This is a genomic window from Pseudomonas sp. MF6776 (assembly GCF_016613125.1).
GTDB classification, from domain to species: domain Bacteria; phylum Pseudomonadota; class Gammaproteobacteria; order Pseudomonadales; family Pseudomonadaceae; genus Aquipseudomonas; species Aquipseudomonas iridis.
The window spans coordinates 45993-66061 of the sequence record NZ_JAENSQ010000017.1; the positions used below are offsets into that span (position 1 = coordinate 45993).

General features: G+C 59.9%; 20 protein-coding genes. 12 read left to right on the forward strand and 8 right to left on the reverse strand.

The window, feature by feature from the left end; genetic code table 11:
• Both glyS and glyQ read right to left on the reverse strand, forming a co-directional pair.
• Window positions 1-2055 (reverse strand): glycine--tRNA ligase subunit beta, encoded by a 2055-nt coding sequence (gene glyS, locus JJD74_RS19235; RefSeq protein ID WP_042556908.1) that lies wholly within the window; start codon window positions 2053-2055, stop codon window positions 1-3.
• Window positions 2052-3005: a glycine--tRNA ligase subunit alpha gene (glyQ, locus tag JJD74_RS19240; protein ID WP_025112261.1), complete on the reverse strand. Its 954-nt coding sequence runs from the start codon at window positions 3003-3005 to the stop codon at window positions 2052-2054. Before glyQ ends, glyS begins: the two co-directional genes overlap by 4 nt.
• An 81-nt stretch (window positions 3006-3086) precedes the next feature.
• On the opposite strand from glyQ, the gene tag reads away from it, so the two are divergent.
• From tag to JJD74_RS19255, 3 genes are all read left to right on the forward strand, one after another.
• Complete coding sequence (gene tag / locus JJD74_RS19245) at window positions 3087-3644, forward strand: DNA-3-methyladenine glycosylase I (protein WP_200616574.1); 558 nt, start codon at window positions 3087-3089, stop codon at window positions 3642-3644.
• 40 nt (window positions 3645-3684) lie between these two features.
• Window positions 3685-4572, forward strand: coding sequence for a lysophospholipid acyltransferase (locus JJD74_RS19250; RefSeq protein WP_064389687.1), 888 nt, complete (start codon window positions 3685-3687; stop codon window positions 4570-4572).
• Between the two features lie 121 nt (window positions 4573-4693).
• The gene (locus tag JJD74_RS19255) at window positions 4694-4933 is read left to right on the forward strand and encodes a PilZ domain-containing protein (protein ID WP_042561928.1); all 240 of its coding nucleotides are present in this window, start codon (window positions 4694-4696) and stop codon (window positions 4931-4933) included.
• A 15-nt stretch (window positions 4934-4948) separates the two neighbouring features.
• Here the strand turns inward: JJD74_RS19255 and JJD74_RS19260 are convergent, their stop codons facing one another.
• From JJD74_RS19260 to def, 5 genes are all read right to left on the reverse strand, one after another.
• Window positions 4949-5263, reverse strand: coding sequence for a tetratricopeptide repeat protein (locus tag JJD74_RS19260; protein ID WP_200616575.1), 315 nt, complete (start codon window positions 5261-5263; stop codon window positions 4949-4951).
• Between the two features lie 167 nt (window positions 5264-5430).
• Window positions 5431-6807 (reverse strand): Trk system potassium transporter TrkA, encoded by a 1377-nt coding sequence (trkA, locus tag JJD74_RS19265; protein ID WP_042556912.1) that lies wholly within the window; start codon window positions 6805-6807, stop codon window positions 5431-5433.
• Between the two features lie 22 nt (window positions 6808-6829).
• Complete coding sequence (gene rsmB / locus JJD74_RS19270) at window positions 6830-8140, reverse strand: 16S rRNA (cytosine(967)-C(5))-methyltransferase RsmB (protein WP_115147904.1); 1311 nt, start codon at window positions 8138-8140, stop codon at window positions 6830-6832.
• Entirely contained in the window at window positions 8137-9096 is a 960-nt protein-coding gene (gene fmt / locus JJD74_RS19275; RefSeq protein ID WP_200616576.1) for a methionyl-tRNA formyltransferase, read from the reverse strand. The genes rsmB and fmt overlap by 4 nt, the downstream gene beginning before the upstream one ends.
• A gap of 71 nt (window positions 9097-9167) precedes the next feature.
• The gene (def, locus tag JJD74_RS19280; protein ID WP_042556915.1) at window positions 9168-9674 is read right to left on the reverse strand and encodes a peptide deformylase; all 507 of its coding nucleotides are present in this window, start codon (window positions 9672-9674) and stop codon (window positions 9168-9170) included.
• A gap of 159 nt (window positions 9675-9833) precedes the next feature.
• Between def and JJD74_RS19285 the strand changes: the two genes are divergently transcribed.
• The 8 genes from JJD74_RS19285 (at window position 9834) to JJD74_RS19320 (ending at window position 18003) form a co-directional block, all read left to right on the forward strand.
• Window positions 9834-10859 carry a LysM peptidoglycan-binding domain-containing protein gene (locus JJD74_RS19285; protein WP_200616577.1) on the forward strand — a complete coding sequence of 342 codons (1026 nt, stop codon included), beginning with the start codon at window positions 9834-9836 and terminating at the stop codon, window positions 10857-10859.
• A gap of 83 nt (window positions 10860-10942) precedes the next feature.
• Window positions 10943-12040, forward strand: a complete 1098-nt coding sequence (dprA, locus tag JJD74_RS19290) for a DNA-processing protein DprA (RefSeq protein ID WP_200616578.1) — start codon at window positions 10943-10945, stop codon at window positions 12038-12040.
• A 55-nt stretch (window positions 12041-12095) separates the two neighbouring features.
• Window positions 12096-12653, forward strand: a complete 558-nt coding sequence (locus tag JJD74_RS19295; RefSeq protein WP_200616579.1) for an L-threonylcarbamoyladenylate synthase — start codon at window positions 12096-12098, stop codon at window positions 12651-12653.
• 444 nt (window positions 12654-13097) lie between these two features.
• The gene (locus JJD74_RS19300; protein WP_234451806.1) at window positions 13098-13601 is read left to right on the forward strand and encodes a hypothetical protein; all 504 of its coding nucleotides are present in this window, start codon (window positions 13098-13100) and stop codon (window positions 13599-13601) included.
• The gene (locus JJD74_RS19305) at window positions 13579-14313 is read left to right on the forward strand and encodes an iron-containing redox enzyme family protein (protein ID WP_042556920.1); all 735 of its coding nucleotides are present in this window, start codon (window positions 13579-13581) and stop codon (window positions 14311-14313) included. The genes JJD74_RS19300 and JJD74_RS19305 overlap by 23 nt, the downstream gene beginning before the upstream one ends.
• Before the next feature lie 42 nt (window positions 14314-14355).
• The gene (locus JJD74_RS19310; protein WP_115147899.1) at window positions 14356-15450 is read left to right on the forward strand and encodes a DUF3419 family protein; all 1095 of its coding nucleotides are present in this window, start codon (window positions 14356-14358) and stop codon (window positions 15448-15450) included.
• Window positions 15447-16715 (forward strand): aminotransferase class I/II-fold pyridoxal phosphate-dependent enzyme, encoded by a 1269-nt coding sequence (locus JJD74_RS19315; protein WP_052491494.1) that lies wholly within the window; start codon window positions 15447-15449, stop codon window positions 16713-16715. Before JJD74_RS19310 ends, JJD74_RS19315 begins: the two co-directional genes overlap by 4 nt.
• A complete protein-coding gene (locus tag JJD74_RS19320; RefSeq protein WP_200616580.1) occupies window positions 16705-18003 on the forward strand; it encodes a phenylacetate--CoA ligase family protein in 1299 nt (432 codons plus the stop codon). The genes JJD74_RS19315 and JJD74_RS19320 overlap by 11 nt, the downstream gene beginning before the upstream one ends.
• 7 nt (window positions 18004-18010) lie before the next feature.
• Here the strand turns inward: JJD74_RS19320 and JJD74_RS19325 are convergent, their stop codons facing one another.
• Window positions 18011-18988: a quinone oxidoreductase family protein gene (locus JJD74_RS19325; RefSeq protein ID WP_042556922.1), complete on the reverse strand. Its 978-nt coding sequence runs from the start codon at window positions 18986-18988 to the stop codon at window positions 18011-18013.
• A 163-nt stretch (window positions 18989-19151) separates the two neighbouring features.
• Between JJD74_RS19325 and hemF the strand changes: the two genes are divergently transcribed.
• Window positions 19152-20066 (forward strand): oxygen-dependent coproporphyrinogen oxidase, encoded by a 915-nt coding sequence (gene hemF, locus JJD74_RS19330; protein ID WP_200616581.1) that lies wholly within the window; start codon window positions 19152-19154, stop codon window positions 20064-20066.
• The last annotated feature ends 3 nt before the right edge of the window (window positions 20067-20069 follow it).

Below are 20069 nucleotides of genomic sequence, written 5' to 3' on the forward strand. Positions count from 1 at the left end.
TCAACCCAGCAACGAAATGTCAGCAACACCCAGGAACAGGCCACGCAGACGCGCCAGCAGCGCGTAACGGTTGGCCCGCACTTTGGCGTCTTCGGCATTGACCATCACCGCGTCGAAGAACGCATCTACCGGCTCGCGCAATGCTGCAAGGCGTGCCAGCGATTCGTTGTACTGACGCGCCGCAGCCATTGGCTGTACAGCCTGATCCGCTTGCTGGATCGCCGAGTACAGCGAGAACTCGTTGGCATTGTCGAAGTACTTGGCTTCAACCACGCTTGGCACGGCGCCTTCAACCTTGCTCAGCAAGTTGGAAACCCGCTTGTTCACCGCCGCCAACGCTGCCGCTTCCGGCAGTTTGCGGAAGGCCTGCACCGCTTGCACACGCTGGTCGAAGTCCAGCGCCGAACCCGGCTTCAGGGCACGTACCGACAGGTAAGTGGCAACATCGACGCCTTCGTCTTCGTAACGCGCACGCAGACGGTCGAAGATGAATTCCAGCACCGCTTCGTTAAGACCAGCAGCCTTGACCTTGGGACCGAACGCATTCACGGCGAAAGCCACGGCGTCGTTCAGATCGAGATCGAGTTTTTTCTCGATCAGGATACGCAGCACGCCGAGTGCCGCACGGCGCAGGGCATACGGGTCTTTGCTGCCGGTTGGCAGCATGCCGATACCGAAGATGCCGACCAGTGTGTCGAGCTTGTCGGCAATGGCGACGGCTGCACCGGTCAGGGTCGCAGGCAGTTCAGCACCGGCACCGCGCGGCATGTACTGCTCGTTCAGCGCCAGCGCGACGTCTTGCGGCTCGCCGTCATTGAGGGCGTAGTAGTAGCCGGCGACACCTTGCATCTCCGGGAACTCGCCGACCATTTCGGTGGACAGGTCGCACTTCGACAGCAAGCCTGCGCGGGCAGCCCACGAAGCGTTGCCGCCGATGCGTGCGGCGATATAAGCCGCCAGTTTCGATACGCGCTCGGCCTTGTCATAGACGCTGCCGAGTTTTTCCTGGAACACCACGTTCTTCAGGCGATCGTTGAACACTTCGAGCTTCTGCTTCTTGTCTTGCTTGAAGAAGAACTCGGCGTCGGTCAGGCGTGGGCGAACCACTTTCTCGTTACCGGCGATGATCTGCTGCGGGTCTTTGCTTTCGATGTTGGCCACGGTAATGAAACGAGGCAGCAACTTGCCGTCGGCATCCAGCAGGCAGAAGTACTTCTGGTTGTCCTGCATGGTGGTGATCAGTGCTTCTTGCGGCACGTCGAGGAAACGTTCCTCGAACGAGCACACCAGCGGCACCGGCCATTCGACCAGCGCGGTCACTTCGTCGAGCAGCGCCGGCGGAACGATTGCGGTGCCTTCCTGACGGGTCGCCAGCTCTTCGGTGCGCTTGCTGATGATCTCGCGACGCTCGTTGGCGTCGGCCAGAACATAAGCGGCACGCAGGTCGGACAGGTAGCTTGCCGGCGAACCGATGCGCACGTTTTCCGGATGGTGGAAGCGGTGACCACGGGAGTCACGGCCAGCCTTCTGCGCGAGGATGGTGCAGTCGATGACCTGGTCACCGAGCAGCATCACCAGCCATTGGGTCGGACGCACGAATTCTTCTTTGCGTGCACCCCAACGCATGCGTTTCGGGATCGGCAGGTCGTTCAGCGAATCTTCGACGATGGTCGGCAGCAGGCTCGCGGTCGGCTTGCCGGCGATGCTCTGGCTGTAACGCAGTTTCGGGCCGCTCTGATCGATTTCGCTCAGGTCGACGCCGCACTTCTTGGCGAAGCCCAACGCTGCCTGGGTCGGATTGCCTTCGGCGTCGAAAGCCGCCTGACGTGGCGGGCCGTCGAGGTTGATGCTGCGATCCGGTTGCTGGGTGGCCAGCGCGGTAATCAACACAGCCAGACGACGCGGCGCGGCGTAGACGGTTTTTGCTTCATAGCTCAGGCCGGCAGCTTGCAGGCCCTTGTCGATACCGGCGAGGAACGCGTCAGCCAAAGTGTTCAGCGCTTTGGGTGGCAGTTCTTCGGTGCCCAGTTCAACCAGAAAATCTTGCGCACTCATTGTGCAGCCTCCAGCTTGGCCAGTACTTCGTCACGCAGGTCCGGGGTCGCCATCGGGAAGCCCAGCTTGGCGCGCGCCAGCAGGTAGGCTTGCGCAACGGAACGCGCCAGGGTGCGTACGCGCAGGATGTATTGCTGACGCGCGGTCACCGAGATTGCCCGGCGCGCATCCAGCAGGTTGAAGGTGTGCGAGGCCTTCAGGACCATTTCGTAGCTCGGCAGCGGCAACGGCTGGTCGAGTTCGATCAGGCGCTTGGCTTCGCTTTCATAGAAGTCGAACAGTTCGAACAGTTTGTCGACGTTGGCGTGTTCGAAGTTATAGGTGGATTGCTCCACTTCGTTCTGGTGGAACACATCGCCGTAGGTGACTTTGCCCATCGGGCCGTCAGCCCAGACCAGGTCGTAGACCGAATCCACGCCCTGCAGGTACATGGCCAGACGCTCGAGACCGTAGGTGATTTCGCCGGTCACCGGGTAGCACTCGATGCCGCCCGCTTGCTGGAAGTAAGTGAACTGAGTCACTTCCATGCCGTTCAGCCAGACTTCCCAGCCCAGACCCCAGGCGCCGAGGGTCGGCGATTCCCAGTTGTCTTCGACGAAGCGAATGTCGTGAACCAACGGGTCCAGGCCGACATGCTTGAGGGAGCCCAGGTACAGTTCCTGGAAGTTGTCCGGGTTCGGCTTGAGGACTACCTGAAACTGATAGTAGTGCTGCAGACGGTTCGGGTTTTCGCCGTAACGGCCGTCAGTCGGACGGCGGCTTGGCTGCACGTAGGCGGCGTTCCAGGTTTCCGGGCCGATGGCGCGCAGGAAGGTCGCGGTGTGGAAAGTGCCGGCGCCTACTTCCATATCGTAGGGCTGAAGTACCACACAACCTTGCTCGGCCCAGTATTGCTGGAGCGCGAGGATCAAGTCTTGGAAGGTACGCACGGCTGGCGTAGGCTGGCTCACGAAATTCACCTGTTTCTTGGGCTGCGATTTAAAGAGCGGGAGTATACCCGATTCAGTCGCACCTCCACCCCCTGGAGCCTTATGCCACGCTGCTTTTGGTGTACCGAAGATCCGCTGTACATGGCTTATCACGATCAGGAGTGGGGCACGCCGCTACGCGATGCGCAGGGTTTGTTCGAGTTGCTTTTGCTCGAAGGGTTCCAGGCCGGGCTTTCCTGGATCACCGTGTTGCGCAAACGCGGGCGCTATCGTGAGGTGTTGTTCGGCTTCGATGTGCAACGTGTGGCGCAGATGAGTGACGCCGAAATCGAAGAATTGATGCTCGATCCTGGGATCATCCGCAACCGCCTCAAACTCAATGCCGCCCGGCGTAATGCCCAGTCCTGGCTGGCGCTGGAAGATCCGGTGGCGTTTCTCTGGTCGTTCGTCGGCGGCCAGCCGATCATCAATCATTTCAAGGATCGCAGCGAAGTCCCGGCGATCACCCCCGAAGCGCTGGCGATGAGCAAAGGCCTGAAAAAGGCTGGCTTCACGTTCGTCGGTCCGACCATTTGCTACGCGCTGATGCAGGCCTCGGGCATGGTCATGGATCACACCCGCGACTGCGACCGCTACGCGCAACTCGTCAACGGCGGTTAGAATGGCCGCCTCGCGCACAGCACAAGATCAGGAGTGACCTGTGGAAAAGTTTAAAGGCGCCTTGCTGGTAGGCGCTCTGCGGCTGTTTGCCCTTCTGCCATGGCGGGCGGTGCAGGCCGTGGGTTCGGCAATTGGCTGGATCATGTGGAAAACCCCAAACCGCTCCCGCGATGTAGTGCGGATCAACCTCGCTAAATGTTTTCCACAGATGGACCCGGCCGAGCGCGAGCGTCTGGTCGGGCAGAGTCTGAAAGACATCGGCAAGTCCCTGACCGAAAGCGCCTGCGCGTGGATCTGGCCGGCCCAGCGTTCCATCGACCTGGTGCGCGAAGTCGAAGGTCTGGACATCCTCAAGGACGCACTGGCCTCGGGCAAAGGCGTGGTCGGCATCACCAGTCATCTGGGCAACTGGGAAGTGCTCAACCACTTCTATTGCAGCCAGTGCAAACCGATCATTTTCTACCGTCCACCCAAGCTCAAGGCTGTGGATGAATTGCTGCGCAAGCAGCGCGTACAACTGGGCAACAAAGTCGCGGCGTCAACCAAGGAAGGCATTCTCAGCGTCATCAAGGAAGTGCGCAAAGGTGGTGCAGTGGGCATTCCCGCTGACCCGGAACCGGCCGAATCAGCGGGGATCTTCGTGCCCTTCTTCGCCACGCAGGCGCTGACCAGCAAATTCGTGCCGAACATGTTGGCCGGTGGCAAAGCCGTTGGTGTGTTTCTGCATGCGCTGCGTCTGCCCGATGGCTCCGGCTATAAAGTGATCCTCGAAGCCGCGCCAGAGGCCATGTATAGCACCGATACCGCCGAGTCCTGCGCTGCCATGAGTAAAGTCGTCGAGCGTTACGTGGCGGCGTATCCGAGCCAGTACATGTGGAGCATGAAGCGCTTCAAGAAGCGTCCACCGGGCGAAGAACGCTGGTATTAACCGATTTGGCACACTCTGTGGATAACGTGTAGGCGTTGCCGCAGGTTCGGGACGTGACCGGACGATCGTTTGATCTTCCTCCCGTTATCCACAAAAGAAGTTCAGCGAAGGGCGCATGAAGATGTCCGAACACCGCAAATCATTCCGTATCAAGATCAGCCACGACAGCTTCGGCGATTGCCTCGGCCAGACCCGCAATCTGTCGCCCACCGGCGTGTATGTCCAGCATCCGCGCCTCGCATCGTTGCCCAAAGGCGCGGTGGTCTATGGCCAGGTGCAGGATTTACCCACAGGCGCGCCGCGAGTGCGGATGGAAGTGGTGACGGTGGATGCCGAGGGCATCGGTCTTCGTTACTTGTGAATAAGATCCGCTGATCTACTGCGCCTGACGATCAAGCTTCTTCAAAAACACCGTCATCTCTTTCTCGGCCTGCTTGTCGCCATGAGCACGAGCGGCTTCCAGACCGTGTTCCCACGCCTGACGCGCGGCGGCGTGATCGCCCAGCGCCAATTGCGCCTTGCCCAACAGTTTCCAGGCTGCCGAGTATTTCGGATCGAAACCGACACAGCGCTGGAAATGCTCGGCGGCCTTGGCGTTTTCCCCAAGATCCAGATAACCCTTGCCCAGACCGAAGCGCAGCAATGAGTTATCCACACCCTTGGCGAGCATTTTTTCCAGGGATTCGAGCATGGGTGGATTCCTTTTCGGGTCTGTCAGGGAAGATGTGTGGCGCCGCCATCGCTGGCAAGCCAGCTCCCACAGGGATCTCTGGTGGGCATCACATTTGTGAACAACCAAAAAACTGTGGGAGCTGGCTTGCCAGCGATGGGGCCAGTCTGATCACCAGATAATCCGGATCAGAAGAAGCTCAACCCCACATGGAACAGCTTCTCCACATCACGAATATGCTTTTTATCCACAAGGAACAGAATCACATGGTCGCCCGCTTCGATCACCGTATCGTCGTGGGCAATGATCACCTGATCATTGCGGATCACCGCGCCGATGGTGGTGCCCGGCGGCAGGCCGATTTTCTCGATGGGCTTGCCAATGACCTTGCTCGATTTGGCATCGCCGTGGGCAATCGCCTCGATCGCTTCCGCCGCACCGCGACGCAATGAATGCACGCTGACGATATCGCCACGGCGCACGTGGGCCAGCAGCGTGCCGATGGTCGCCAGTTGCGGGCTGATGGCAATGTCGATGTCGCCGCCCTGGATCAAGTCGACGTAAGCCGGGTTGTTGATGATCGTCATCACCTTCTTCGCCCCCAGCCGTTTGGCCAGCAGCGACGACATGATGTTGGCTTCGTCATCGTTGGTCAGTGCGAGGAAAATATCCGCGTCGGCGATGTTCTCTTCCATCAGCAAATCGCGATCCGACGCGCTGCCCTGTAGCACCACGGTGCTGTCGAGGGTGTCGGAGAGATAGCGGCAGCGCGCCGGATTCATCTCGATGATCTTCACCTGATAACGGCTTTCGATGGCCTCGGCCAGACGCTCGCCGATCTGCCCGCCGCCGGCGATGACGATGCGCTTGTAGGTCTCGTCGAGACGGCGCATTTCGCTCATCACTGCGCGAATATCCTCACGCGCGGCGATGAAGAAGACTTCGTCATCGGCTTCGATCACCGTATTGCCTTGCGGCAAAATCGGTCGGTCGCGGCGGAAAATCGCTGCGACGCGGGTCTCGACGTTCGGCATGTGCTCGCGCAATTGCCGCAATTGCTGACCCACCAACGGCCCGCCGTAGTAGGCGCGCACAGCCACCAGTTGCGCCTTGCCTTCGGCGAAGTCGATCACCTGCAAAGCGCCGGGATGCTGGATCAGGCGTTTGATGTAGTTGGTCACTACTTGCTCGGGACTGATCAGCACGTCGACCGGAATGGCTTCGTTCTGGAACAGCTGCTCTTCGCGGTTCAGATAGGACGCTTCGCGCACCCGGGCGATCTTGGTCGGGGTGTGGAACAACGTGTGGGCGACCTGACAGGCGACCATGTTGGTTTCGTCGCTGTTGGTCACGGCCACGAGCATGTCGGCGTCGTCGGCGCCGGCCTGGCGCAGCACCGATGGCAGCGAGCCACGGCCCTGCACGGTGCGGATGTCGAGGCGATCGCCGAGGTCGCGCAGGCGCTCGCCATCGGTGTCGACCACGGTAATGTCGTTGGCTTCGCTCGCCAAGTGTTCAGCCAGCGAACCGCCGACCTGTCCTGCACCAAGGATGATGATTTTCATCCAGTCACTCCAATGAATCCGTTTAGCCGCGTGCGGCAGCGATCTTGATCAGTTTGGCGTAGTAGAACCCGTCATGTCCGCCCTGCTGGGCCAGCAGTTGGCGACCATGGGGCTGCTTGATCCCGGCAGTCGTGGCCAGGTCCAGCTCGCGTGCGCCAGGGGTGCGCTCGAGGAACGCGGCGATGACTTCGGTGTTCTCGGTCGGCAGGGTCGAGCAGGTGGCGTAAAGCAGGATGCCGCCGACTTCGAGGGTTTTCCACATCGCGTCGAGCAACTCGCCTTGCAGTTGCGCGAGGGCGACGATGTCGTCGGGCTGACGGGTCAGCTTGATGTCCGGATGACGGCGGATCACGCCGGTGGCCGAGCACGGCGCGTCGAGCAGGATGCGCTGGAACGGTTTGCCATCCCACCACTTCTCGATATCACGACCGTCAGCGGCGATCAGCTCTGCGCTCAAACCGAGGCGTTCGAGGTTTTCTCGCACGCGCACCAGACGCTTGGCTTCCAGATCCACCGCCACCACGCCGGCCAGTGCGGGCTCGGCTTCGAGGATGTGGCAGGTCTTGCCGCCGGGTGCGCAGCAGGCGTCGAGCACGCGTTGGCCCGGCGCCAGATCGAGCAGATCGGCGGCCAGTTGAGCGGCTTCGTCCTGCACGCTGATCCAGCCTTCGGCGAACCCCGGTAGGCTGCGCACATCGGCAGCGGCTTCAAGAATGATGCCGTCGCGGCTGAAGACACACGGTGTTGCCACGATACCGGCCGCAGTCAGGAGACCGAGATAGGCGTCGCGGCTGTGATGGCGACGGTTGACCCGCAGGATCATCGGCGGATGCGCGTTGTTCGCTTCGCAGATCGCTTCCCACTGCTCTGGCCAGAAGGCCTTCAGGGATTTTTGCAGCCAGCGCGGGTGAGCAGTGCGTACCACTGGATCGCGCTCCAGCTCGGCGAAAATCGTTTCGCTTTCACGCTGGGCATTGCGCAATACGGCATTGAGCAGGCCCTTGGCCCAAGGCTTTTTCAGCTTGTCGGCGCAACCGACGGTTTCACCGATGGCTGCGTGGGCCGGAACGCGGGTGTAGAGCAACTGATAGAGGCCGACCAACAGCAACGCCTCGACATCGGCATCCGCAGCCTTGAACGGCTTCTGCAGGAGTTTTTCCGCCAGTGCCGACAGCCGTGGCTGCCAGCGCGCGGTGCCGAACGCCAGATCCTGAGTGAAACCGCGATCGCGATCCTCGACCTTGTCCAATTGCGTCGGCAGAGAGCTGTTGAGCGAGGCTTTGCCGCTCAGTACGGCGGCGAGAGCCTTGGCGGCGGCCAGACGAGGGTTCATTGCGCGTCCACCGCTACGCCAAGAAGGGTGCCGACGGCGAATTTTTCACGACGGCTGTTGAACAGGTCGCTGAAATTCAGCGCCTTGCCGCCCGGCAATTGCAGACGGGTCAGGCACATCGCTTGTTCGCCGCAGGCGACGATCAGGCCGTCCTTGCTGGCGCTGAGGATTTCACCCGGTGCGCCTTTACCGTCGGCAAGTGTTGCCGCCAGCACTTTCAGCGCTTCACCGTTGAGGGTGCTGTGGGTGATCGGCCATGGATTGAAGGCGCGCACCAGCCGTTCCAGCTCAATGGCCGGACGGCTCCAGTCGATGCGTGCTTCGTCCTTGTTCAGTTTGTGCGCGTAGGTGGCGAGGTCGTCGTTCTGCACTTCGCCCTCAAGAGTGCCAGCCGCCAGGCCGGCAATCGCCTGCACCACGGCAGGCGGGCCCATCTCGGCGAGACGGTCGTGCAGCGTGCCGCCGGTGTCTTCGCCGGTGATCGGCGTGACGACCTTGAGCAGCATCGGCCCGGTGTCGAGGCCGGCTTCCATGCGCATCACGGTCACGCCACTTTCGGCATCGCCCGCTTCGACGGCGCGCTGAATCGGCGCCGCTCCGCGCCAGCGTGGCAGCAAGGATGCATGGCTGTTGATGCAGCCCAGACGCGGAATATCGAGCACCACTTGCGGCAGGATCAGACCGTAGGCGACCACCACCATCAAATCCGGCTTCAGCGCCGCGAGCTCGGCTTGTGCGTCAGCGTTGCGCAGGGTCGGCGGCTGCAACACCTGGATATTATTTTCCAGCGCCAGCTGTTTAACCGGGCTCGGCATCAGTTTTTGCCCGCGACCGGCTGGACGATCCGGCTGGGTGTAGACCGCAACGATCTCGTAAGGGCTGCTCAGCAGGGCCTTGAGGTGCTCGGCGGCGAATTCCGGAGTACCGGCAAAAACGATGCGCAGTGGCTCAGTCATTGAATGGCTCTCTATGGCAAAGCTTCATAAAAAGAAAAAGGCTTGCCGCAGCAAGCCTTTGAAGGAGGGCATCAAGCGTTCTGGCGATGGAGCTTTTCCAGTTTCTTCTTGATCCGGTCGCGTTTGAGCGTGGACAGGTAATCGACGAACAATTTGCCATTGAGGTGGTCGCATTCGTGCTGGATGCACACGGCGAGCAGGCCTTCGGCAATCAGTTCATAGGGCTTGCCGTCGCGGTCCAGCGCCTTGATCCTGACCTTCTGCGGACGGTCGACGTTTTCGTAGAAGCCGGGCACCGAAAGGCAGCCTTCCTGATACTGATCCATTTCCTCGGTCAGTGATTCGAACTCGGGGTTGATGAATACCCGCGGCTCGGAGCGGTCTTCGGAAAGGTCCATCACGACGATACGTTTGTGCACGTTGACCTGGGTCGCGGCGAGGCCGATGCCCGGCGCTTCATACATTGTTTCAAACATGTCATCGACCAACTGACGCACTTCGTCGTCCACTACAGCCACAGGCTTGGCGATAGTACGCAGACGCGGGTCCGGAAATTCGAGGATGTTTAAAATGGCCATAGGCTGATTGCTGCACGTGTTGAGTAAAGTCGGGTCGATGGCCTGGCAGGTCCGAAGATGCAGGCTACCGTTGTGAAGCGTAGCTTGTGCATTTTGCTCAAGCGAGCCACGGGGGCTCTGACGATTCACGCGAGCGCACATGATAAAGGGATTCACTGCATGAGGAAAACACTACTCGCCCTGCTGCTGTTGGCTTCGGCTGGCGCGGCGCAGGGGCAAGTGCAACTCAGGGATGGTTTTCCACAGCAATACACGGTGGTTTCAGGGGACACTCTCTGGGATATTTCCGGCAAATACCTGCGCGAGCCCTGGCAGTGGCCACAACTGTGGCGGGCCAATCCGCAGATCGAGAACCCCAACCTGATCTACCCCGGCGACACGCTGACGCTCAGTTACGTCAACGGCCAGCCACGCCTGACCCTCAATCGCGGCGAGTCGCGCGGCACCATCAAGCTCTCTCCACGCATTCGCACCAGTCCGGTGGCCGAGGCGATTCCCAGCATTCCACTCAAATCCATCAACAGCTTTCTGTTGAGCAATCGCATCGTCGACAAGGCCGAAGACTTCGACAAGGCGCCGTACATCGTCGCCGGCGATGCCGAACGGGTGCTCAGCGGCACCGGCGACCGCATTTTCGCTCGTGGCCACTTCGACCCGGATCAGCCGGTTTACGGCATCTTCCGACAGGGCAAGATTTACACCGATCCGCAGACCAAAGAGTTTCTCGGGATCAACGCCGATGACATTGGTGGTGGAGAAATCGTTGCCACCGAGGGCGATGTCGCCACCCTCGCCCTGCAACGCACCACACAGGAAGTACGCCTCGGCGACCGCTTGTTCAGCGGCGAAGAGCGCTCGATCAACTCGACCTTCATGCCCAGCGCGCCGACCAGCAACATCAACGGCGTCATCATCGACGTGCCGCGCGGTGTCACCCAGATTGGCGCGATGGACGTGGTCACCCTGAACAAGGGCAAGCGTGACGGCCTGGCTGAAGGCAATGTGCTGGTGGTGATGAAAACCGGCGAAACCGTGCGCGACCGGATCACCGGTCAGCCACTGAAAATCCCCGACGAACGCGCCGGATTACTGATGGTGTTCCGCACCTACGACAAACTCAGCTACGGCCTCGTCCTTAACGCATCGCGCTCATTGGCGGTGCTCGACAAGGTGCGAAATCCGTAGCGTGCTTAACAAGTTACCAACAGAGTTATCCACAGCTTGCTCCGAATGGTTCGGGGCTTATAACGATCAAGGATTGATCCTTTATGCTGCCTGTCTGTACACCGGTTTCCCCTGCGGAACTGGAAGCGCGCCTGCGCCTGCACCGCTTGCCGACAATCGGTCCGAAGCGCTTTCTCAAATTGCTCGAAGCCTTTGGCTCGGCGTCCAAAGCCATCAGCGCCCCGGCCAGTGCCTGGCGTTCGCTGGGATTGCCGGCGGCCTGTGCCGAGGCGCGGCGATGTCCTGAAGTGCGCGATGGCGCAAGCCACGCAATGCGCTGGCTAGAGCGGCCCAATCAACATTTACTGATGTGGGATCAAGCGGATTATCCGGCGCTGCTCGCACAGATCCCGGATCCGCCGCCGTTGTTGTTCGTCGCGGGTGACCCACTGATTCTTGAAAAACCGCAACTGGCGATGGTTGGCAGCCGCCGTGCCTCGCGTCCGGGAATGGACACCGCCGCAGCCTTCTCTCGCTGCCTGGCGGGCGCCGGTTTTGTCATCACCAGTGGTCTGGCGCTGGGCATTGATGCCGCCGCGCATCAGGCCGCGCTGGATGTCGGCGGGCAAACAGTGGGTGTGCTGGGCACCGGCCTGGAAAATTTTTATCCACAGCGCAATCAGCGGCTGGCCGATGCGATGATTGCCTCGGGCAGCGCAGTGCTTTCGGAGTTTCCGCTGGATGCCGGCCCAAGCGCCAGCAACTTCCCGCGGCGCAACCGGATCATCAGTGGTTTGTCCCTTGGCGTGCTGGTGGTCGAGGCGAGTGTGGCCAGCGGTTCGCTGATCACCGCGCGGTTGGCGGCGGAACAGGGACGGGAGGTTTACGCCATTCCCGGCTCGATTCATCACCCCGGTGCACGCGGCTGTCACCAGTTGATTCGAGATGGCGCAGTGCTGGTCGAAACCATAGAGCACATCCTCGAAGCCCTGCGCGGCTGGCAGCATTTACCGATGTCTATGGACACGCCCAAAGAGACTCATCCACTGCTCACGCTGCTGCACGCCGCACCGCATACCAGCGAAGGCTTGGCTGATAGCAGTGGCTGGGCCTTGCCCAAAGTGTTGGCGGCCCTCACGGAACTGGAAATGGATGGCCGTGCGGTGTGCGAAAACGGTCGCTGGCTGGCCAGGACGAGCTAGGTTTTACAAGGAAGATCGGTAAACTGCGCGAAACCTGTTTGTGGAGAGTTTTTTCATGGTCAACAGTTGGCGTGTGCAACAAGCCGCGCGAGAGATTCGCGCCGGGGCGGTGATTGCCTATCCAACCGAAGCTGTCTGGGGGCTGGGTTGCGATCCGTGGAATGAAGAAGCGGTGGATCGACTGCTGGCGATCAAGAACCGTTCGGTCGACAAGGGCCTGATTCTGGTCGCCGACAATATTCGCCAGTTCGACTTTCTGTTTGAAGACTTCCCGCAAGACTGGATCGACCGCATGTCCAGCACCTGGCCAGGGCCGAACACCTGGCTGGTGCCGCATCAGAGCTTGTTGCCGGAATGGGTCACCGGGGTGCATGACACCGTCGCGTTGCGTGTCAGTGATCACCCGCAGGTGCGTGACTTGTGCTCAATGGTCGGGCCGCTGATTTCGACATCGGCCAACCCGCAAGGACGTCCGGCGGCGCGCACGCGCTTGAGGGTCGAGCAGTATTTCCGCGGACAGATTGACCTGGTATTGGGTGGACAACTGGGTGGGCGCAAAAACCCCAGCGTCATCCGTGACCTGGCCAGCGGTAACGTCATTCGTCCTGACTGACATTCCGTTTCAAGCTTATATAGATATAGGTGGCACTCCTCGGCTTTCAAGGCGAGGAGTACTACATATGGCTGCGATTTTTCCTTCAAGTAACTATTAAAATACAACAACTTTTTGTTTATATCTGTCTTTAATGTGTCGGACTAATCGACGAGCATCCAGTTTCAGTAATTTTTCCTACGTCATTATCAGAAATCGCGCAGTGGCGATATTTCTAAAAGCATCCATCATTTCAATGCGCTCAGAAAACTTCGATAAGTTAACGTCTGCGGAGAAGGAATGGATACTACGGAATTACAACTCACGGATTATCTGCAGGCACTTCAGTCGACATTAAAACGTCAGCATGAAAATTGTCATGTGGTTACTCTCGAAGCCGGATCAGACACGCGAGAGTTCGAACGGTTTATTGGTCGGCAGTTTCGACTGCGATTGCAACACTACATGCTGACCTCCAGAGCCCGTTTGCTGGAAACAAGCTTGGCGATAACGGCCCGCAGCACGCACTTTCTGCTCTATCAACAAGACCAGTTGATGGCGGTATTGAGAGTGACGCCCTCACCGTTTGAATGGGCATCACTGGCGCATCAGCATCTTTCGCCAACCCAGGCGCTGTCGCGTCATGTCGAGTTCAGCCGGTTGATCACCCTCTCCCAGGGTCACCTGCCGGTGTCGGTCAACTGCCTGCTGGCATCGGCCACCGAATGGGCGATCAAGCGCGGTTATGAGGGCGTCACCGCCCTGTGCCGATCACCCCAGCGGCGGCTGTTCCAGCGCTTCGGCCTGACATCAATCACCACCGACTCCCTGCATATCGAACAACGCGCCCGCGGCGATTACTGGCTGCTCTCAGCGCAATGGCCGCAGATCCTCGCAGCCGTTCAACAACCCGCCCACACCGCCCTCAATTCACCGGAGAGTCACGATGACCGCGCATGTCAGTTTTGAACAACAGCTGAGCCTGCTGGACGAACGAATCGAAAATGTATGGGCCGATATTCTCGATAACTCGCGGCTGGTTAAAGCCATCCGCGGCGGCAGCGTTTCGAAGGCCTTGTATGCGATTTACATGATCGAGACTTTCCACTACACCGCACACAATGCGCGAAACCAGGGTTTGGTGGGCGTGCGCCATGCCGATAATCCGGTGTATGCAAAATTTTGTTTTGAGCATGCGGCGCAAGAGGTCGGCCATGAGAAAATGGCACTGCATGACGTCATGAGTCTGGGCCTCAAGAATGAAGTCTTCGATATACCGACGGCGCTACCGGCCACCGAAGTGTTAATCGCCTATTTATACTGGATATCTTTTACCGGTAATCCACTGCAACGGCTGGGGTACAGTTACTGGGCAGAAAACGCTTATCAATTTATTAATCCGCTTATTAATGGCTTGAGCGAAACATTGTCGTTAAAACCGGCGCAGCTGACATTCTTTATCGCTCACTCCGATATTGATATCGAACACTTCAACGAAATCAAACTCATCCTGCAGCGAACTTGCAAAGATCAATCCGATTGGGACGCCGTTGCTACCGTGATGGAAACCAGTTTGCGTTTGACCGGCAACATGCTTGAAGCCGTCTATGAGCAGTACGAGGCCTGGCAAAACGGCCTCGCACCACGCTATGACTTCCTGCACGCACTGGATAACTCATGAGTCCTTCACGGCGATTTTCCCGAACGACGCACGGGGGCAGGCATGGCTGACTATTTCGAGCGACTGAACTATGCGCTGGGGGATGAAGACACCGCACTGGAGTTCGCCATCCTGCCCCCGCGGGCCAGGCACGTGGTCGGCGTCGCGGGAAGTGGCGGACGGCTGCTGCCGCTGCTGGCCCGCAACCCCGCACGCATGACCTGCATCGATGTAAGTGCGCCGCAATTGGCGTTCACGCGACTGCGCTTTGCTCTGCTGGAACAGACCGATTACACATCGTTTATGGACTTCATGGGTTACCACCCAGGGGTTTTGCCGTCGCGACGCCAATCCATACTTGAGCAACTGGATCTGCCGCGTGTCGATCGCCACTGGCTGGCGGAGTTTTTCCAGACACGTCATTGGCAGGCGCCGATCTACATGGGGGCCTTTGAGCAGACTTTGCAGCGATTGGCGAAGGTCAATCGACTGTTTACCGGCGGGGCGGGGAGAGAGATTTTTCAGTGCTGCGATCTCGGCGAGCAAACCGATTATTACCGAACCCGTTTTCCCCTCAGGCGCTGGCGTGCTGTGATCTCGCTGCTGGGCAACGCAGCAGTGCTCAATTCGTTGTTGTACAAAGGTTCGTTTCCACCCAACAACCTGGGTATCAGCTCCCGCGCAGCGTATCTGGATATCTTCCACACCTTGTTTAACACGCAGATCGTGCGCGAGAGCTTCTTTCTGCAAATGCTGTTTTTTGGTGAGCTGCGCTACCCCGAAGGTTTCCCGCTGGAGTGCGATCCGCGGATCTTCAAGCGTGCCCGAGAGGCCATTCAGCAGTGTGAGTTGCGCATCGTGCAGGCCGACATTATCGATTGCGCCGCCAAACACACGGACGTCGATTTCGTATCGCTCTCGGACGTGCCTTCCTTCATGCCCCAGGTCGCTGGAGCGAGTGTCTTGCAACGGCTGCGGCCGTCCCTTGCCGAAGAGGCGTTGCTGGTCATGCGTGGACATTTGCACATCGTCCAGCCCGATTGTGCAGGCTTCTGCGATATCACTGCCCAGTACCAGGACGCGATCGCACGAGAAAAAACCCAGCTCTGGCGCGTGCAGGTCTACCGCCAGACGACACCTTTGCAGGTATCCCGATGAACAATCAGCACCCAACCGTCAACTGGGTAAAAAACCGTGTGCGTCAGGCTCGTGACGATCAGCAGCAGCTGTTCGATGCCGGCCTCAATGGCTTGAAACTGGTGAGCCGTGAGGGCAAGACCATCGAATTGAGCAGCGGTGAGCGGCTGACCGAGTTTCTCTCATGTTCTTACCTGGGACTGGAGTGCGACCCGCGTCTGATTCAAAGCGCGGTAAGCGCCGTGAAATCCTTCGGCGTGCAATTCGCCGCCGCACGAACCCGCGTACTGCTACCGCCCATGCGCGAACTCGACGAGCAGTTGAACCAGATATTCCAGGGCTACACGGTGACCTTCAACTCGGTGGGCAGTGCGCATCTGGGCTGCCTGCCGTTACTGGGCTCAGGCGAGTTACCGTCCTATCCGTTGCGTCGTGGCCCGGGCTGGATCGTCGACCGGGCGGCCCATGCCTCAATGCAGGTGCTGCAAGGGATCCTGTGGCAGTTCGGCCCTGTACAGCGATGCGACTGCAATGACGTGGACCAAGTCGAACAGGCTTGCTCCACGGCGGTAGCGGCAGGCAATACACCCATCATCCTTACGGACAGCATTGGCTCGATGCGGGGTTTGTATCCGATCAATCGACTGTTGCAGCTGGCGGAGCGCTTTGAAGGCTATCTGTATGCCGATGACGCCCACGGCACCTCGATTCACGGCGTAACAGGCGGAGGTTATGCACTCGTTGCTGCTGGTGAGCAACGGCGCGACCGTCTGATTCTTCTGTCCTCGCTGTCCAAGGCATTTGGTGCCACGGGCGGAGCGATCACGGTCTTTACCGAAGCCGACGCTGAAATGATCCGCCGCCATGCGTCGACCTATACCTTCGGTGGGCCATTGTCGATGGGCGGTGTCGGTGCGGCGGTAGCGTCTGCGGACATTCACCTTTCGCCGGAGCTGGGACAGTTGCAGGCGGCTCTGTGGCGAAATGTTGCCCTGATCGACAACCTGCTCGGGCCGGTGCTGGGCAACCATGAAGTCGCCTCGCCCATTCGTTTCGTCCGCGTCGGCGCCGAGCGTGATGCCATCAGTCTGGCGTTACACCTGCGGCGAAAGGCCATAGCCGTTACCACCGCCATGTTTCCGGTGGTGGCCAAAGGCGAAGCGATTCTGCGTCTGGCCGTCAGCGCGAATCACAACCAGGCCCAATTGGAGAGCCTGGCCAATGCAGTCCGTGGCGGTTTCGATGAGTTGGGCATTCGCCAGGGTGGTCGTGACGATGAGCGATGATCCCGTGCTCTCTGCCAACCAGGCCTTTGCGCACAAATTGGCCCATGCGCAGTCACTGTCGTGGTTCTGTGCGCTGTGTCCGCAGATCCTCCAGGTGCACAGCCTGAAGGATTTGCAGCGCCTGCCGGTTCAGGCCGTGGAGGACGAACATGGCGGTGTGTTGTTTTCCGCGCTTGGCGAAGCGTCGCACCGTGCGCCGGGTGGCGGCCTGACCCTGACGTCGGGCGGCAGCACCGGCAACCGCAAACACATCACCCATTCCTGGACGTTCAACGCCAGCATCGTGCCGCTGGGGGCGCGAATGTTTGGCGTGGCGGACGAACGCCCGGGTGTGGTCATCAATTGCCTGACCGCGGGCGAAATGCAGGGGGCTTTCCAGTACGCCGCGGCGATCGTGCAGCATGTCGGCGCACGTCTGCTGCCCGCCGGTTCATTAATGGGTGTTCAGCGAATTGCCGGGTTGATTCAGTCGCAAGCGGCCGATGCGCTGATTTGCACGCCTTCCTTCGCCGCGGCGCTGTTCAACCACGATGAAATCGACGCACAGCAATTGGTCAGCCTGAGATGGCTTTACTACATCGGGGAACCCTGCGCTCCTCAATTGCGCGAACAGCTTGTCCGGGACTGGCCAGCGATAAGGCTCCGGTCGCTGGGCTACAGCTCGACGGAAACCGGCCCCATCGGCTATCAATGCGCGCACCTTGGACACGGTTTTTATCATCTGCACGCCGATGCGATGTTCATCGAAGTGGTGGACTCTCTCACCTTGCAAGCAGTGGCCGTGGGCGAAAGCGGTGAGTTCCTGCTGACATCCTTGCTGCCCGATCACGTGCCGCTGTTGCGTTACCGGATTGGTGATCGTGGGCGAATCCTGCGCAATGGGGCGAATTGCGCCTGTGGCAGCGCCTTGCCCGTGTTGCAACTTGAGGGGCGGGTAGAGACATCGATCAAGCTGGGGGGCGCGCTCATCACGCAGCGACAGGTGATGAGCGTAATCGCACAGGCGTTGCCACAGCTGGCTTCTAACGACATTCAGGTACAGATCAATCGACAGGCCAACGGTGTGCGCATGTGTCTGGTCATTGCTCAGGACAAACTGCCTTCCGGCGCAGAAGCCGCCATCGAACAGGCGTTGCACAACGAGGCGCAGGCAAGCGCATTGCTCAGGCTGCCCGGTGTTTTGGGATTGCAGGTGCAGCGTCTGGCTCGCAGCCGTTTCGAAACAACTGCTGCGGGCAAGACGCCGTTTTTTATTGAGTTGGAGGCTACCACCGACTCACCGGGGTAGCGTGTTTTCAGGGGAGCAGGATGGTCGAACCGGTGGTGCGCCGAGCCGACAACTCGGTCTGCGCCTTCGCCGCTTCAGCCAATGGATAGCGCTGGCTGATATCGACCTTGAGCTTGCCGCTGATGATCATCTCGAACAGTTCATCGGCCATGCGCTGCAGGTTCTGCGCATTGTTGGCATAGGTCGCCAATGTAGGCCGGGTGACGTAGAGCGAGCCCTTGGCGGAAAGGATGCCCAGATTCACGCCGTCGACTGCGCCGGAAGCATTGCCGAAGCTCACCACCAACCCACGAGGCGACACGCTGTCCAGCGAGGTCAGCCAAGTGTCCTTGCCAACCCCGTCATAGACCACCGGGACTTTCTTGCCGTCGGTCAATTCCAGCACGCGTTCGGCAACATTTTCGTGGCTGTAGTCGATGGTCGCCCAGGCACCGTTGGCCTTGGCCAGTTCGGCTTTTTCCTTCGAGCTGACGGTGCCGATCAGTTTCACGCCCAGCGCCTTGGCCCATTGGCAGGCCAGCGAACCCACGCCCCCCGCTGCGGCGTGGAACAAAATGGTCTCGCCGCCCTTGAGTTCATAGGTCTGACGCAGCAGGTACTGCACGGTCAAACCCTTGAGCATCACCCCGGCGGCGGTTTCGAAGCTGATCTGGTCCGGCAGCTTCACCAGATTGGCTTCAGGCAGGACGTGCAATTCGCTGTAGGCGCCCAGCGGGCCGCTGCCGTACGCGACGCGGTCTCCGACCTTGAACCGGGTAACGTCGCTGCCCACCGCCTCAACAATGCCTGCACCTTCCGCGCCCAGGCCGGACGGCAAGGCTGGCGGTGCGTAGAGGCCGCTGCGGAAATAGGTGTCGATGAAATTCAGGCCGATAGCCTTGTTGGCTACGCGCACCTGATTCGGGCCGGGCGCGGCGGGTTCGTAATCAACAAACTCGAGCACTTCGGGACCGCCGTGGGCGCGGAACTGGATACGCTTTGCCATCTGCCTGCTCTCCTTGGGTCTTTTGTAAGGTCCCTATCCAACGCTTATGCATGATCTTCGTCAACTGCGGCGCGTTGGCCTGCGGTGGTATGCTACGCGCCCATTTGCGCCGACCCCCGCCTGCGGGTTGCCGCGTAGTGATGCCCCGATTCAAGGTGAAGCCATGACGACCCGCACCGACGCCGTAAAGGCCTATCTGCTCGACCTGCAAGACCGCATCTGCGCCGCACTCGAAACCGAGGATGGCGGCACGCGCTTCGTCGAAGACGCCTGGACACGGCCTGCCGGCGGTGGCGGTCGTACTCGCGTCATTGAAAACGGCACGCTGATCGAAAAGGGCGGCGTCAACTTTTCCCACGTCTTCGGCAGTGGTCTGCCACCGTCGGCCAGCGCCCATCGCCCGGAATTGGCCGGTCGCGGTTTTGAGGCGCTCGGCGTGTCGTTGGTGATTCATCCGCACAGCCCACACGTGCCGACCTCTCACGCCAACGTGCGTTTTTTCATCGCCGAGAAAGAAGGTGAAGAGCCGGTCTGGTGGTTCGGCGGCGGCTTCGACCTGACGCCGTATTACGGCAACGAAGAAGACTGCATCCATTGGCACCGCGTCGCCGAACAGGCCTGCGCGCCATTCGGCCCGGACGTCTATCCGCGGTACAAGGCGTGGTGCGACACCTACTTCCACATCAAGCATCGCCACGAACCGCGCGGCATCGGCGGCTTGTTTTTCGATGACCTGAACGAGTGGGATTTCGACACCAGTTTCGCCTTTATGCGCGCCATTGGTGATGCCTACATCGACGCCTATCTGCCAATCGTGCAGCGCCGCAAGCACGATACGTTCACCGCCCAGCAACGTGAGTTCCAGGAGTACCGCCGTGGCCGCTACGTCGAGTTCAACCTGGTTTACGACCGTGGCACGCTGTTCGGCCTGCAATCGGGCGGGCGTACCGAGTCGATCCTGATGTCGCTGCCGCCGCAAGTACGCTGGGGCTACGACTGGAAGGCTGAACCTGGCAGCGAAGAAGCACGCCTGACCGAGTACTTCCTGCAAGACCGCGACTGGCTGACTCAAGCCTGAGGA

Coding starts and splice junctions, on each gene's coding strand:
- hemF (WP_200616581.1), top strand. CDS start 19,152: ATGACGACCCGCACCGACGCCGTAAAGGCCTATCTGCTCGACCTGCAA.
- rsmB (WP_115147904.1), bottom strand. CDS start 8,140: ATGAACCCTCGTCTGGCCGCCGCCAAGGCTCTCGCCGCCGTACTGAGC.
- tag (WP_200616574.1), top strand. CDS start 3,087: ATGCCACGCTGCTTTTGGTGTACCGAAGATCCGCTGTACATGGCTTAT.
- JJD74_RS19255 (WP_042561928.1), top strand. CDS start 4,694: ATGTCCGAACACCGCAAATCATTCCGTATCAAGATCAGCCACGACAGC.
- JJD74_RS19325 (WP_042556922.1), bottom strand. CDS start 18,988: ATGGCAAAGCGTATCCAGTTCCGCGCCCACGGCGGTCCCGAAGTGCTC.
- JJD74_RS19300 (WP_234451806.1), top strand. CDS start 13,098: ATGCTGACCTCCAGAGCCCGTTTGCTGGAAACAAGCTTGGCGATAACG.
- trkA (WP_042556912.1), bottom strand. CDS start 6,807: ATGAAAATCATCATCCTTGGTGCAGGACAGGTCGGCGGTTCGCTGGCT.
- JJD74_RS19315 (WP_052491494.1), top strand. CDS start 15,447: ATGAACAATCAGCACCCAACCGTCAACTGGGTAAAAAACCGTGTGCGT.
- JJD74_RS19320 (WP_200616580.1), top strand. CDS start 16,705: ATGAGCGATGATCCCGTGCTCTCTGCCAACCAGGCCTTTGCGCACAAA.
- JJD74_RS19305 (WP_042556920.1), top strand. CDS start 13,579: ATGACCGCGCATGTCAGTTTTGAACAACAGCTGAGCCTGCTGGACGAA.
- JJD74_RS19310 (WP_115147899.1), top strand. CDS start 14,356: ATGGCTGACTATTTCGAGCGACTGAACTATGCGCTGGGGGATGAAGAC.
- glyS (WP_042556908.1), bottom strand. CDS start 2,055: ATGAGTGCGCAAGATTTTCTGGTTGAACTGGGCACCGAAGAACTGCCA.
- fmt (WP_200616576.1), bottom strand. CDS start 9,096: ATGACTGAGCCACTGCGCATCGTTTTTGCCGGTACTCCGGAATTCGCC.
- dprA (WP_200616578.1), top strand. CDS start 10,943: ATGCTGCCTGTCTGTACACCGGTTTCCCCTGCGGAACTGGAAGCGCGC.
- def (WP_042556915.1), bottom strand. CDS start 9,674: ATGGCCATTTTAAACATCCTCGAATTTCCGGACCCGCGTCTGCGTACT.
- JJD74_RS19260 (WP_200616575.1), bottom strand. CDS start 5,263: ATGCTCGAATCCCTGGAAAAAATGCTCGCCAAGGGTGTGGATAACTCA.
- JJD74_RS19295 (WP_200616579.1), top strand. CDS start 12,096: ATGGTCAACAGTTGGCGTGTGCAACAAGCCGCGCGAGAGATTCGCGCC.
- JJD74_RS19285 (WP_200616577.1), top strand. CDS start 9,834: ATGAGGAAAACACTACTCGCCCTGCTGCTGTTGGCTTCGGCTGGCGCG.